This window comes from Aestuariirhabdus haliotis, assembly GCF_023509475.1.
Classification (GTDB): domain Bacteria; phylum Pseudomonadota; class Gammaproteobacteria; order Pseudomonadales; family Aestuariirhabdaceae; genus Aestuariirhabdus; species Aestuariirhabdus haliotis.
In genome coordinates, this window is record NZ_JAKSDZ010000001.1 from 211,412 (window position 1) to 225,788 (window position 14,377).

General features: G+C 50.0%; 11 protein-coding genes. 4 read left to right on the forward strand and 7 right to left on the reverse strand.

The genetic code is table 11. From position 1 onward, the window contains the following. Positions 1–14: 14 nt before the first annotated feature. The 7 genes from MIB40_RS01080 to rpmH form a co-directional block, all read right to left on the reverse strand. Entirely contained in the window at positions 15–803 is a 789-nt protein-coding gene (locus tag MIB40_RS01080; protein ID WP_249689815.1) for a ParA family protein, read from the reverse strand. Positions 804–819: 16 nt separating this feature from the next. Beyond that, positions 820–1,470 carry a 16S rRNA (guanine(527)-N(7))-methyltransferase RsmG gene (gene rsmG, locus MIB40_RS01085; RefSeq protein WP_249689817.1) on the reverse strand — a complete coding sequence of 217 codons (651 nt, stop codon included), beginning with the start codon at positions 1,468–1,470 and terminating at the stop codon, positions 820–822. After that, entirely contained in the window at positions 1,470–3,353 is a 1,884-nt protein-coding gene (gene mnmG / locus MIB40_RS01090) for a tRNA uridine-5-carboxymethylaminomethyl(34) synthesis enzyme MnmG (protein ID WP_249689819.1), read from the reverse strand. The genes rsmG and mnmG overlap by 1 nt, the downstream gene beginning before the upstream one ends. A gap of 405 nt (positions 3,354–3,758) precedes the next feature. Then, positions 3,759–5,132, reverse strand: a complete 1,374-nt coding sequence (gene mnmE, locus MIB40_RS01095) for a tRNA uridine-5-carboxymethylaminomethyl(34) synthesis GTPase MnmE (RefSeq protein ID WP_249690189.1) — start codon at positions 5,130–5,132, stop codon at positions 3,759–3,761. A gap of 75 nt (positions 5,133–5,207) precedes the next feature. Continuing rightward, a complete protein-coding gene (gene yidC, locus MIB40_RS01100; RefSeq protein WP_249689821.1) occupies positions 5,208–6,881 on the reverse strand; it encodes a membrane protein insertase YidC in 1,674 nt (557 codons plus the stop codon). Between the two features lie 178 nt (positions 6,882–7,059). Then, complete coding sequence (gene rnpA, locus MIB40_RS01105) at positions 7,060–7,455, reverse strand: ribonuclease P protein component (protein ID WP_249689825.1); 396 nt, start codon at positions 7,453–7,455, stop codon at positions 7,060–7,062. 6 nt (positions 7,456–7,461) lie between these two features. Further along, positions 7,462–7,596, reverse strand: a complete 135-nt coding sequence (gene rpmH, locus MIB40_RS01110) for a 50S ribosomal protein L34 (protein ID WP_249689827.1) — start codon at positions 7,594–7,596, stop codon at positions 7,462–7,464. Between the two features lie 407 nt (positions 7,597–8,003). Between rpmH and dnaA the strand changes: the two genes are divergently transcribed. From dnaA to gyrB, 4 genes are all read left to right on the forward strand, one after another. Continuing rightward, positions 8,004–9,566, forward strand: a complete 1,563-nt coding sequence (dnaA, locus tag MIB40_RS01115) for a chromosomal replication initiator protein DnaA (protein WP_249689829.1) — start codon at positions 8,004–8,006, stop codon at positions 9,564–9,566. 112 nt (positions 9,567–9,678) lie between these two features. Continuing rightward, positions 9,679–10,782 (forward strand): DNA polymerase III subunit beta, encoded by a 1,104-nt coding sequence (gene dnaN / locus MIB40_RS01120; RefSeq protein ID WP_249689831.1) that lies wholly within the window; start codon positions 9,679–9,681, stop codon positions 10,780–10,782. Between the two features lie 27 nt (positions 10,783–10,809). Next, positions 10,810–11,937, forward strand: a complete 1,128-nt coding sequence (gene recF / locus MIB40_RS01125; RefSeq protein ID WP_249689832.1) for a DNA replication/repair protein RecF — start codon at positions 10,810–10,812, stop codon at positions 11,935–11,937. Next, entirely contained in the window at positions 11,938–14,352 is a 2,415-nt protein-coding gene (gyrB, locus tag MIB40_RS01130; protein WP_249689834.1) for a DNA topoisomerase (ATP-hydrolyzing) subunit B, read from the forward strand. It begins immediately after the preceding gene. Positions 14,353–14,377: the final 25 nt, after the last annotated feature.

Below are 14,377 nucleotides of genomic sequence, written 5' to 3' on the forward strand. Positions count from 1 at the left end.
TCGGTTATTCCCGCTCAAGCAGAGATAGCCTGCGGAGATGGTGGCTGCTTGCGTATCAGCTCACCGGCTAGTGCCAGATAGGCAAGTGCGCCCTTCGATTGTTTGTCGTACGCCATGGCCGGCAGGCCGTAGCTGGGGGCTTCGGCCAGACGAACATTGCGCGGAATCACTGTACGATAAACCCGATCACCGAAATGCTGGGTCAATTGCGCGGAGACCTCATTGGTCAGGCTGTTACGAGGGTCGTACATGGTTCGCAGCAAGCCTTCAATTCCCAACTCGGGGTTTAACACCTCGGTGATTCGCTTGACGCTGTCGAGTAAGGCACTCAAACCTTCCAGAGCATAATATTCACACTGCATGGGAATGATCACGCCATTAGCCGCACTCAAGGCGTTGACTGTCAGCATATTCAGAGAAGGCGGACAATCGATCAGAATAAAATCATAATTATCGCTGATTTTGCGCAGAGCGTAGGACAGACGCTTCTCCTTGGAACTGAGATCCAGCAGCTCCACTTCTGCGGCCGTCAGATCACCGTTGGCGGGTAAAATATCATAACCGGCTTCTCCGGTTGCCTGTATGGCCCGCTCGATTTCACATTCACCCACCAGGACATCGTACACAGAGCGCTCTAACTCATTCTTCGACACACCGCTGCCCATGGTGGCATTACCCTGTGGATCGAGATCTACCAGCAACACGGAACGCTTGGTCGCTACCAGGGAGGCAGCCAGATTAATACAGGTCGTGGTTTTGCCTACCCCGCCCTTCTGATTCGTTACCGCTAATATCTTGCCCACGTCAGTACCCTGTTGTTTATGCTTGCGGCTTACCGAGCACTACCAGGTGCCGTTCGCCTTCGCTATCCGGTACATCCAGAGGGTGCACCGCTTCCACAACGAGTTGTGGGTAATGTTCCAGCAGATCATCCAGCTCCTGCTGTGGGTAAACCCCTTTCATTGCCAGGAACCGCCCCCCGTCTGCACAGAGGTCATAACAGCCTTTCACCATGTCTAACAGCGTGCTGAAAGCTCGAGAGAGGATTGCGTCGAACGGTTCAGGGCACTCAAACGCCTCGATGCGGCTTTGGCATACCTTGATATTGCCAAGGCCCAATTCAACAACTGACTGATGCAAGAACCTTGTTTTTTTACCATTACTATCCAGTAACGTAAATTCCCGATTGGGACAAATGATCGAAAGTGGGATACCCGGCAGGCCCGGGCCCGTCCCAACATCCAGCAGGCGCCGCCCCTCTAAGTAAGGACTTACACTCAGGCTATCAAGCAAGTGACGGGGCAGCATCTCATCAATATTACGCACTGCGGTTAAATTATAGGCCTTGTTCCACTTGGCCAGTAACCGTAAATACGCCAACAGCTTTTCCTGGTGGGGCTGCTCTATGGTTAGCCCTAGCCGTTCAATGCCTTGTGAGAGCGCCCTGGCGAGATAATCGACCTGAGTCATCAAGCTTGTTTCCTGACCATGGATCGCTTCTTGAGATGAATCAGCAACAGAGAGATCGCCGCCGGAGTAATTCCTGGAATCCGCGACGCCCGGCCCAAAGTATCAGGCCGACTGTCACTCAGCTTCTGGCGAATTTCATTGGACAGTCCGGAGATAGCCTCATAATCCAGGTCTTCGGGCAACAGGGTCTGCTCATGACTGCGCAATCGTTCGATCTCTTCTGTCTGGCGATCGATATAGCCCTGGTATTTGGTCTGGATCTCTACCTGCTCTGCCACCTGTGGGTCTTCAACCCCCTTGCCAGTCACTTCGATCAACTGCGCATAACTCAACTGAGGTCGGCGTAACAGCTCGATCAGGCTGTACTCGTGGCTAATGGGATTCTCCAGTAAATCAGAGATGGCCTTGCCGCTCTCCGTCTCCGGCTGTACCCAGGTTTTGCTCAGGCGCTGCTGTTCACGTTCAATGGACTCGCGCTTGTGTTCGAAGCGATGCCACCGCTCATCACCCACCAGTCCCAGTTCCCGACCTTTTTCGGTCAGGCGTAAATCGGCGTTGTCCTCTCGCAATATCAGTCGATATTCGGCGCGGCTGGTAAACATGCGATAGGGTTCGGAAGTACCATTGGTTATCAGGTCATCGACCAGAACCCCAAGGTAAGCCTCATCGCGGCGAGGACACCAGGCTTCGTGATCCTGACTGAGCCGGGCGGCATTGAGCCCGGCAAGCAAGCCCTGGGCTCCGGCCTCCTCATAACCGGTTGTACCGTTAATCTGGCCGGCAAAAAATATTCCCTGCAAGAATTTGCTTTCCAGCGAGGGTTTCAGGTCTCTCGGATCAAAAAAGTCATATTCGATGGCATAACCGGGACGCACGATATGGGCATTCTCAAAACCTCGCATGGATCGTACCAGCTGCAGCTGAACATCGAAGGGCAAGCTGGTCGATATGCCATTGGGATAGAGTTCATGGGTCGTAAGCCCTTCGGGCTCGACAAAAACCTGGTGACTGGTTTTGTCGGCAAAGCGATTAATTTTATCTTCGATCGACGGGCAATAGCGTGGACCAATACCCTCGATGACACCGGTGTACATAGGGGATCGGTCGAGGCCTTTACGAATAATATCGTGAGTTTTCTCGTTGGTATGGGTGATGTAACAACTGATTTGTCGAGGATGATCCGCCTGGGAGCCCATAAACGACATCACGGGAGTGGGGCTATCCCCTGCCTGTTCGGTCATCACCGAGAAATCGACACTGCGAGCATCAATACGGGGCGGCGTACCGGTTTTCAGTCGCTCAACCCGAAATGGCAGTTCACGTAGTCGCCTGGCAAGGCTGTTGGAGGGAGGATCTCCGGCGCGGCCGCCGGTGTGGTTCTCCATACCGATATGAATCACACCGCCAAGAAAGGTACCGGCTGTTAGCACCACTGCGTCGCTGTAAAATCGCAACCCCATCTGTGTGACCACGCCAATGACCTTATCCTGCTCGACAATCAGATCATCAACGGACTGTTGAAAAATTTCCAGGTTCGCTTGGTTTTCCAGTATCGATCGCACTGCTGCCTTGTAAAGAACACGGTCGGCTTGAGCTCGGGTAGCTCTTACAGCCGGTCCCTTACGGGAATTGAGCACACGAAATTGAATCCCCCCCTTGTCGGTGGCCATCGCCATCGCACCACCCAGGGCGTCTATTTCTTTCACCAGGTGACTCTTACCGATGCCCCCGATCGCAGGGTTACAGGACATCTGTCCCAGGGTCTCAACATTATGAGTCACCAAGAGTGTCTTCACGCCCATACGGGCTGAAGCAAGTGCAGCTTCTGTACCGGCATGGCCGCCACCAACGACGATCACGCCATAGCGAGAGGGATAGTCCATAGGATCCACCTTTTGGCGAACAGTGGCCAAGGAATTGATTCAGGAATTTTGGGGGGCACAAGTATAAAGGCAAGTGGCTAAAAAAGAAGCTTTTTATATTCAGCCCATAGAAGTTATTAAAGTTAATTTAAGTATTTTATATATATGTTTTTTTAATGATGTTGTTATATATAGCAAAGCCATTTTGTGTGGAAAAGGCCTTTTTATACTATAAAAACAATAAGTTATAAGCCTACAAAGGCTGTTGTAAAGCCTTAGGTATGCTGGGGGTTAGGGTTGCATAGGGTGTGGATAAAAAGCGACTTATACACACCCTAAGTTATCCACTACTTCTTACCCCTGTTGATACATGCGTTACGCACAGGGTTTGCGGGGAACAAAAACGACCTTTTCTGGTGGTTTTAGTTACTTCCCGATGCAGAAGCTGGAGAAAATTCGCCCAAGCAGGTCATTGGAACTAAAGCTTCCGGTTATTTCCCCGAGAGCATGCTGGGCAGCTCTCAAATCTTCTGCCAGTAGCTCTCCAGCCCCCAGGCTTTCCAATTGGAGCTTGCCGTTATCCAGGCATTGCTGCGCCTGCCGCAGTGCTTCCAGGTGTCTCCTGCGGGCCATAAAGCTGCCCTCTGTGGTGCCTTCAAAACCCATGCATTGTTTCAAGTGCTGGCGCAGCGCTTCTACCCCTTGCTGGTTTGTCGCACAAAGCCTTATCAGACTGGTTTCACCCAGAGCCTCGATACCAGCCTGCTCACCGCTCTGGTCGATCTTGTTGCGTATCAGGGTTAATTTTCCGGGGTCGGGTAGCATGTCGATAAACTCTGGCCAGATTGCCTCAGCCCGGGTTTCACTGGTTGTTGTAGCATCTACCATAAGCAGCACACGATCGGCTTTTTCTATCTCGGCTAGCGCTCGACTGACCCCGATCTGCTCTACGGCATCATCGCTATCGCGTAGCCCGGCAGTATCAACGATATGCAATGGCATGCCGTCGATATGGATCTGTTCGCGAAGCAGGTCTCGGGTTGTGCCAGCGATGTTGGTAACAATGGCGCTGTCTTTACCCGACAAGGCATTGAGTAAACTCGACTTGCCGGCGTTGGGACGACCAGCGATGACCACGGTCATACCCTCGCGAAGGATAGCGCCCTGTCCCGCTTTCCTGCGGATACTATCCAATTCGGACTGCAGAGCCTGGAGATCATTGGCTACCTTGCCATCGGCCAGGAAATCGATCTCCTCTTCCGGAAAGTCGATGGCCGCTTCTACATAAATACGCAGCCTGATTAGTCCTTCCACGAGTTCATTGATCAACCGTGAGAAGTCACCTTGCAAGGAGTTCAACGCCGATCGAGCCGCTTGCTCAGATGAGCTATCTATCAGATCAGCAATCGCTTCTGCTTGTGTCAGGTCTATTTTATCGTTGAGAAATGCGCGTTCGGAAAACTCACCGGGGCGTGCTTGCCTGGCCCCTATTGTGAGTACTGCTCGTAATAGTAGATCGAGAATTACAGGGCCACCATGGGCTTGTAGTTCCAGTACATCTTCCCCGGTAAATGAGTTCGGCCCTTCAAACAACAGTGCAATCCCCTGATCTATCACCTCATTATTTTCATTTTCAAAAGATCCGTAGTGAGCATGTCTCGCTTTAAGGGGTTTACCACAAACCTTTTTTGCTATTGGTTTTGCCTGAGGCCCTGAAACTCTAACGATACCGACACCGCCTCTTCCTGGTGCTGTGGCAATTGCTGCAATGGTTTCTGTTTTATTAGTGTGAGATGTCATCATTTTCACCGAGCATAAAAAAAGGCCTTAAAACATAGAGTATTAAGGCCTTTAGAGAGGTTTTCCACTGGATACTTACTTGGCGCTCGCTTGAGCCTCAATCTGTCGTGTAATCATCCATTGCTGGAGTATCGACAGCAAGTTGTTAACCACCCAGTACAGTACAAGGCCTGACGGGAACCAGAGGAAGAAGAAAGTAAAGATGATAGGCATCATCTTCATGACGCGTGCCTGAATAGGATCGGGAGGCGTCGGGTTCAACTGTTGTTGAACAAACATAGAGGCACCCATGATCAGTGGCAGAATGAAGTAAGGATCCATTTGCGAGAGATCATCGATCCAGAGCATGAAGGGCGCTTGGCGTAACTCGACACTTTCCAGCAGCGTCCAGTAGAGAGCGATAAATACAGGCATTTGAACCAGAATAGGAAGACAGCCGCCAAGCGGGTTGATCTTCTCTTTCTTATAGAGCTCCATCATTGCCTGGCTCATCTTTTGACGATCATCGCCAAACTGTTCTTTCAGGCTGGCCAGCATTGGGGAAACGCGTCGCATGTTAGCCATAGAACGGTAGCTGGCGGCGGACAAAGGATAGAACAGAGCTTTGACCAAAACGGTCAAGAGGATAATCGCCCATCCCCAATTACCCACCATGGAGTGTATAAAGGTCAGGATGTAGAACAGCGGTTGAGCAATAAACCACAGGATGCCGTAATCCACCGTAAGCTCAAGACCCGGAGACAATGCTTCCAGGCGATCCTGCAGCTTGGGTCCAACATAGAGTGAGGCGCTGACCTCTGCACTTTTTCCGGGTTCTACTTCCAGAGCACTGTCGACAAAACCTATGATATTGTCGCCATTGCCCGCGGTTCTGGTTTGGTAGGTGTGCGAATTGCTGGCATCCGGTACCCAGGCAGCAACAAAGTAATGTTGTAAAATAGCCGCGTAGCCACCGTCCACGGTTTCTTTAAATGGGCTGTCTTTAAAGTCGCCGAATGCCAGTTTCTTGTAGGGTTCGTCCGAACTGCGAACTGCGGCTCCGAGATAAGTACTGAAGCTGGTCGCGGAACCCTGGTTACTGGGATCACCAGAATTATCCCGCTTGAGCTGGGCATAAAAATTGGCTTTCCAGGCTTCAGAACCTGCGTTATTAATCAGGTGCTTAACCGCTATATCATACTGACCCCGACGCAATTCATAACGCTTGGTGATAGTGACACTGTCTTGTACCAACTGCAGGTCAACGGTGAGTGCGTCTTCGCCTTCGACTAACTCGTAACTTGCCTTACCGCTACTGTATAGAGGGTGGCCATTACGGTCTGGGCCGTCGCGCCCGGTTAGTCCGCTCTGTGCAACGAAAGTGCGCTGTTGAGTGCGTTCAAGCAACACAAACGGCTGGTCAGGATTTTCTTTATGTTGAGGGTAATCGAGCAGGGCGACTTTGACGATGTCTCCGCCTCTAGGATCGATCTCGAGTTGCATCAGATCCGTAGTGACTGTGATCAGATTGCCGCTTGCTTGTTGGGTTTGTGCCACAGGCATGGTATCGGTGCTATCGACCGGAGTGGGAGCATCTGAATTCGTATTTGATTCGGTTTCCGCTGTAATAGCAGGCAACGCGGGGTTGCTCAGGGTTGCATGCTCGATTGGGGTCTCTGGAGCTCGGTTGAAGTCATTGTTCCACTGTAATATCAGTAGATAGCCAACAACCGCCAGTGCTACGACGAGGATAGTTCTTTGCAAATCCATGGAATACTAGCCGTTTTTTGGGTGAATATCGGGCTGCAGATTGCAGCGGAAAGGCAGCATTATACGTGATATTGATCCTTTTCCATCCCCCCAACCTTAGTGGCATGCCAAAAAGGCTGAAGACTGTACAATAGTTAAGGATCAGCCATAAAAAAAGACGTGATTTACACGTCTTTTTTTATGGGGTTGGCAAGGTCTGTGATTTCTGGCTTCGCTGCTGAAGCCTTTGCCACTGCTTGATAAGAAGGCCCGATATTTCCGGGTTGTCTTTCCTATCGATTCCCTTGCGGGCTAGTATCACTATATCCAGCCCTTTGAGTTCAGCCTGATGGTGGCGGAAGGATTCTCGAATAAGACGCTTGATTCGGTTACGCGATACCGCAAACCGAACATTCTTCTTGGCGATAACCAAACCCAATCGAGGGTAGTCATAGCTATTGCGTCGAGACAGTATCAGCAAGTTGGAGTGCGATACCTTAAACTCGGCGCCATCGAAAACTCGTTTGTAGTCAGCGGCTTTAAGAAGACGCAGGCTACGGTCGAATCCTACCTTGTTGCCAATAGCGGCTGTCACTCAAACTTAGGCTGCGAGTTGCTTGCGGCCTTTAGCTCTGCGACGCTTGATAACAAGACGGCCATTTTTAGTAGCCATACGAGCACGGAAACCGTGAGTACGCTTGCGCTTCAGAACGCTGGGTTGAAAGGTTCTTTTCATGATTCAGTTACCTGTAACTTACGCGAGTAAACTCTAGCAGGACGAGACCCCACTTGAGGACGCGCAATTTTAGGGAATTTGTCATGGGGCGTCAATGGTTTAGGCGGCTATGGACTAGCTATTTTTTGATCACCTATATCTAGTACTTTCCAGCATTATACTACCCATATCTGGGCTTTTTTCTTATCGCTTAAGAACCTGTCTCTGCTTTTTTATTCACAAACTTATCCACTTTCTATTTTTGTTGCATCTCAATATTAGATTTATATGTAACATACTGATAAGTAAAGACTAATTACTCTTTTTTGACTGGGTTTTCATATTCTGTTGTGTGGATAAGTGGTTTGGAAGCAGGTAGAATTAACAACCTTATCCATATTTATCCAAAGCCCTTCCGGAGTCCAATAGTGCCTAACGATCTGTGGCAACAGAGCCTTGCCATTTTGCAGGATGAGCTTCCTGCGCAACAGTTCAATACCTGGATTCGCCCTTTAAAGGTAGAGGTAGAGAATAATGTTATTACCTTATTAGCTCCGAATCGTTTCGTGCTTGAATGGGTGGGTGATAAGTTTCTTAATCGTATTCGCGAAGTTGTTCAGGAGCTAGGCGCAGACTATAGCCCGGAAGTTCATATGGCGGTTGCTAACAGGACCCCTACCTTTTCATCCAGAGGTGGTCATACGGGTACTGTTCCTGTTGACCGTGGAGAGCGCAGTGAAGGTTACCGATCCAGAGTGCAAGCTCATTCTCGGGGCGCTTCCATCACCCAGAGGGACTCCTTACCCGGTCAATCGCAGCCGTCCTCCCGCACAGTGGGGCAGAGCCCTTCTTCAGCAATAAGCACTATTTCAGCTCAAGAATCACCGATTATTACAAGTTCGACTCCACCACCAACCTCGCCACCTCCTTCTGGAAAACGTGTTGTTGAGGTGGAAGGCGGAATCAAGCACAACAGTTCCCTTAATACATCCTTTGTCTTTAACAGCTTTGTAGAGGGTAAATCGAACCAACTGGCTTTGGCTGCCGCCAAGCAAGTGGCTGAAAATCCTGGGGCGGCTTATAACCCACTTTTCCTCTACGGTGGTGTGGGTCTCGGTAAAACTCACTTGATGCATGCGGTTGGAAACCATATAGCTGACCTTAACCCCAATGCCAAGGTCATTTTTGTTACCAGTGAGCGTTTCGTTGCGGATATGGTTAAGGCCCTGCAACTTAATGCGATTAATGACTTTAAACGCTTTTACCGTTCTGTCGATGCCTTGCTAATCGACGATATACAGTTTTTTGCCAATAAAGAGCGTTCACAGGAAGAGTTTTTCCATACGTTTAACGCTCTTCTTGAGGGTGGGCAACAGATGATTCTCACCTGCGATCGCTACCCTAAGGAGATCAATGGGCTCGAAGAGCGCTTAAAGTCTCGTTTCGGTTGGGGATTGACGGTGGCTGTTGAACCCCCTGAGCTGGAGACCCGTGTCGCTATCTTGATGAAGAAAGCAGAACAGGTTCAGATCGAACTGCCTCATGATTGTGCCTTCTTTATCGGTCAGCGAATCCGTTCCAATGTGCGAGATCTCGAGGGTGCCCTCAAGCGAGTTATTGCCAGCGCACGCTTTATGGGACGGGACATTTCCATCGAATTGATTCGCGAAAGCCTCAAGGATCTGATTGCCCTGCAAGAGAAACAGGTCAGCATCGACAATATTCAGCGCACCGTAGCAGAATACTATAAGATCAAGATCTCGGATCTATTATCCAAGCGCCGAAGTCGCTCCATTGCCAGGCCTCGACAGGTAGCTATGGCGCTTTCCAAGGAGGTCACCAATCATAGCTTGCCGGAGATAGGCGATGCTTTTGGCGGCAGAGATCACACCACGGTCCTTCATGCCTGCCGGAAGGTGAAAGAACTCACCGAAACCGACAGCGAAATTCGGGAAGATTACAAAAGTCTGTTACGTTCGTTGACCACCTGATCGCCAAACTGGTAATAATCACTTTTAACGAAAAACTACGCCGACTTTGATCGCTTAGCAGTTTAAAATAACCATCAAATTACTTTGTACCGGGACTGAACAGAGAAAGACTATGAAACTGACCATTAGCCGTGAAGCACTTATCAGGCCACTGCAACTTGTTGCTGGTGTCGTAGAGCGTAGACAAACCTTACCGGTTCTTTCTAATGTGCTATTGGTGGTCGAGGGCAACCAACTCTCGCTGACCGGTACTGACCTTGAAGTGGAATTGGTTGGTCGTGTAGAACTTGAACACCCCGCCGAAGAGGGTGAGATCACGGTTCCTGCCAGGAAGTTAATGGATATCTGCAAAGCGCTTCCCGATACGGCTCTGATCGAACTCACCCAGGACGATCAAAAGCTTATCGTTAAGTCGGGTCGTAGTCGTTTTTCCCTATCTACCCTTCCCGCTACGGAATTTCCGAGTGTTGAGGAAAGTGCTGATTCTCTCAACTTCTCTATAGAACAGCAGAAACTTCGTCGCTTGATCGACCGCACCGGGTTTGCGATGGCTCAGCAAGATGTCCGTTATTACCTTAACGGGCTTTTGTTTGAAATCAATAACGGCAGCCTGCGCGCGGTAGCAACGGATGGTCATCGATTGGCACTTTGCACGGTAGAAGCCGACAGTACTGTGCAGGACAAACATCAGGTTATTGTTCCCCGTAAAGGTATTATGGAGTTGGCTCGTTTGCTTACCGAAGGCCCCCAGGCCGTTACCCTGTCGCTGGGTACCAATCACATTCGCGCCAATACAGGTTCTTTTACCTTTACGTCCAAATTGGTTGACGGAAAATTCCCGGATTACGACCGAGTACTGCCTAAAGGTGGCGATAAAACGGTTATCGGTGATCGGCAAATGCTTCGCCAGGCGTTTAACCGGACCGCTATTTTGTCCAATGAGAAGTACCGTGGTATCCGCCTGGTTCTTACGGATGGTAGTCTGACCCTCACAGCCAACAACCCTGAGCAGGAAGAAGCCCAGGAAGAAGTATCAGTGAATTATCAGGGTGATAGCCTGGAGATCGGCTTTAACGTTAGCTACGTGCTGGATGTGCTCTCGGTACTCAGTGGTGACAATGTTAAATTCACCATGGCAGATCCGAACAGTTCTGCACTGCTGGAGGAGGAAGAGAATAGCGATTCTCTCTACGTCGTTATGCCGATGCGACTTTAAGCGGCCTTATAACTTCGTAGATATTTTATGCCTCTTTCCCGTATTCGGGTAAACCAGCTGCGTAACCTTCAGGAAGCGCAGCTCTCCCCTTCCCCTCGCGTTAACATAATCACCGGTCAAAATGGCAGTGGCAAGACCTCTGTCCTCGAAGCCATACACCTTCTCGGTCTAGCACGCTCTTTTCGAAGTACAAAACTGAAACCCATTATTCGTAATGGGGAGCGTGACTGTGTTGTATTTGGTGAGCTTACACAGAATCAATCGATACACCGCCTTGGTGTAAAGCGCAGTATCGATGGTAGCGGTGAGTTGCGCATCGACGGTGCGCCTCAGCGTGCGGCCTCCTCCCTCGCAGAACTATTGCCACTGCAATTAATCACTCCTGACAGCTTTATGTTATTAACGGGTGGCCCCAAACCCAGACGCCAGTTTATTGATTGGGGAGTGTTTCACGTGGAACACCGCTTTATTAGTTTGTGGAAGCACTTTCAGGGAGCATTAAAACAGCGTAATCACTTGCTTAGATATGGTAAAATTGACAGTTCTGTGTTGTCCGTGTGGGATGCAGAGCTTTGTAAAAATGCGCCTTTGCTAGATGAGATGAGGCAAGCCTATTTTAAACAGTTGGCGCCTCTGTTTCGTGAGATCGCCCAGCGTTTTGATTTGGGGGTTGATGAGCAAGAGCTGACGTTGCTCTATCATCGCGGTTGGGACAGTAAGGCCAGTTATGAAGAAGTGCTCGAAAAAAACTACGAGCGTGATCTCAAATCCGGCTATACCCATATGGGCCCCCACAGATCTGATCTTTACATACGGGTTGGGCGATCAAATGCGATCGATCGTCTTTCTCGTGGCCAGCAAAAGGTGCTGGTTTGTGCCTTGAAGTTGGCCCAGGCCCGCCTGTTCCAACAGCTGATGGAACGAGCAACTGTATTTTTGGTGGACGACCTCGCGGCTGAGCTGGATAAGCATCACCGACAAGTACTTTGTGATGAGCTGGCTAAACTGGATTGTCAGGTGTTTGTCACCTGTATAGAACAAAGCTCACTGGCGGGCATGTGGCCAGATGATGCAAGGATTAAAGTGTTTCACGTGGAACATGGGAATATCTCAGAGTCGAACCAGCATAAAACAGGTTCACAACAGGAGTCTTGAATGACTGAACAAAACTACGATGCATCGAACATCAAGGTACTTAAAGGGTTGGATGCGGTAAGAAAGCGCCCTGGTATGTACATTGGAGATACTGATGACGGGACCGGCCTTCACCATATGGTTTTCGAAATCGTCGATAACTCCATTGATGAGGCATTGGCCGGACATTGTAGTGAGATTCAGGTCATTATCCACGCTGATGAATCCGTGAGTGTTAAGGATAATGGGCGTGGTATCCCGGTAGATATTCATGAAGAAGAAGGAGTGTCGGCAGCCGAGGTTATCATGACGGTGTTACACGCCGGTGGTAAATTCGATGACAACACTTATAAGGTTTCCGGTGGCTTGCACGGTGTAGGGGTTTCCGTGGTGAATGCCCTTTCCCGTGAATTGCGGTTGACGGTACGGCGTCTTGGTAAGGTACATCAGCAAATTTACACTCACGGTGTGCCTCAGGCCCCATTAAGTGTGGTTGGTGAAACAGAAGAGTCAGGCACCGAAGTACACTTCTACCCTTCCGAGGACACTTTCAACAATATTGCCTTCAGCTTCGATGTGCTGGCCAAGCGCTTACGAGAGCTGTCTTTTCTTAACTCCGGTGTGGCGATTCGTTTGATCGATGAGCGTAGCGCCAAAGAAGAACTCTTTCACTACGATGGTGGATTACGCGCCTTCGTTGAATACCTCAATAGCAACAAGACCGCGGTCAATGAAGTCTTTCACTTCAACACCCAGCGCGAAGACGGCGTTGGTGTTGAGGTGGCCCTTCAGTGGAACGATGGCTTCCAGGAAAGTATCTACTGCTTTACCAATAACATTCCCCAGAGGGATGGTGGTACCCACCTGGCCGGATTTCGAGCAGCCCTGACCCGTACGCTGAATAGCTATATAGAGAAAGAAGGTATTCTCAAAAAGCAGAAAGTGAACACGGCTGGTGACGATGCCCGTGAAGGCTTGACGGCAATTGTGTCAGTCAAGGTTCCTGACCCCAAGTTCTCCAGCCAAACCAAAGATAAATTAGTATCGTCCGAGGTGAAAAGCGCGGTAGAACAAGAGATGAATACCGGCTTTTCCGACTATCTGTTGGAAAATCCGCAGGACGCTAAACTGGTAGTGGGTAAGATGCTGGATGCGGCTCGTGCCCGTGAAGCTGCCCGTAAGGCCAGGGAGATGACCCGCCGTAAAGGGGCTTTGGATATTGCGGGTCTGCCAGGCAAGCTTGCTGACTGTCAGGAAAAGGACCCTGCCCTTTCTGAACTCTACATCGTGGAGGGTGATTCCGCTGGCGGATCAGCCAAGCAGGGTCGTAACCGTAAAACCCAGGCAATACTCCCTCTGAAGGGTAAAATTCTTAACGTAGAGAAAGCCCGATTCGACAAAATGCTCTCCTCTGCCGAAGTCGGAACCCTGATTACAGCGCTGGGCTGCGGTATTGGTCGTACCGAGTTTAATATCGAGAAGCTCCGATATCACAATATCATCATCATGACCGATGCCGATGTCGATGGTTCTCACATCAGAACCTTGTTGCTGACCTTCTTCTTCCGTCAGATGCCCGAGCTGATCGAAAACGGCTATATCTATATTGCCCAGCCTCCCCTGTACAAAATCAAACGGGGTAAACAGGAGCAATACCTGAAAGATGACGAGGCATTGACCGGCTACCTGACCCAGGCTGCTTTGGAAAATGCGTCTTTGCATGTCAATGAAGATGCACCCGGTATCAGCGGTGTCGCGCTGCAAGAGCTGGTTGAAGAGTTCCGCCGCATCGAGGGCATTGTTTCACGCCTCTCACGTATCTACCCGGAAACGGTGCTTAATCGTTTGATCTATATGGATCGTATGAGTCCCGAAGATCTGAAAGACCAGCAAAAGGTACAAAGCTGGTGTAGCAAGTTGGCGGGCCAGGTCGAAGAGATTGAGTTAGCTGGCCGCTCTTCCACTATTGAGGCAATTGAAGATCGCGAACATAACGCCTGGATTCCTTCTATCACCCAGATACATCATGGTGTGGATAGTCACTATAAACTGAGCGTCGAGTTTTTTGAGTCAAGAGACTATCTGTCAATGGTCACGCTTGGTGAGCGCTTGAATAGTTTGCTGGAAGAGGATGCCTACATCATTAAAGGCGAACGTCGTCAGCCTGTAATCAGTTTCGAGGAGGGTCTTAACTGGCTGATGCATGACTCAACCAAGCGCCACAATATTCAGCGCTACAAGGGACTGGGTGAAATGAACCCTGACCAGCTGTGGGAAACGACCATGGACCCCGAGAGCCGCCGCATGCTCCGGGTGACCATTGAAGACGCGATCGCTGCTGACCAGATATTTACTACGCTGATGGGTGATCATGTAGAGCCGCGACGTGATTTCATCGAGACCAACGCCCTGTCTGTTGCTAACCTCGATGTGTAATTCCTTACAAATCAGTAGCTTGCTT

Bases quoted from the DNA above. Each gene is read 5' to 3' on its own strand.
- rsmG (WP_249689817.1), bottom strand. From the start codon at position 1,470: ATGACTCAGGTCGATTATCTCGCCAGGGCGCTCTCACAAGGCATTGAA.
- mnmG (WP_249689819.1), bottom strand. From the start codon at position 3,353: ATGGACTATCCCTCTCGCTATGGCGTGATCGTCGTTGGTGGCGGCCAT.
- mnmE (WP_249690189.1), bottom strand. From the start codon at position 5,132: ATGACATCTCACACTAATAAAACAGAAACCATTGCAGCAATTGCCACA.
- yidC (WP_249689821.1), bottom strand. From the start codon at position 6,881: ATGGATTTGCAAAGAACTATCCTCGTCGTAGCACTGGCGGTTGTTGGC.
- rpmH (WP_249689827.1), bottom strand. From the start codon at position 7,596: ATGAAAAGAACCTTTCAACCCAGCGTTCTGAAGCGCAAGCGTACTCAC.
- dnaN (WP_249689831.1), top strand. From the start codon at position 9,679: ATGAAACTGACCATTAGCCGTGAAGCACTTATCAGGCCACTGCAACTT.
- recF (WP_249689832.1), top strand. From the start codon at position 10,810: ATGCCTCTTTCCCGTATTCGGGTAAACCAGCTGCGTAACCTTCAGGAA.
- gyrB (WP_249689834.1), top strand. From the start codon at position 11,938: ATGACTGAACAAAACTACGATGCATCGAACATCAAGGTACTTAAAGGG.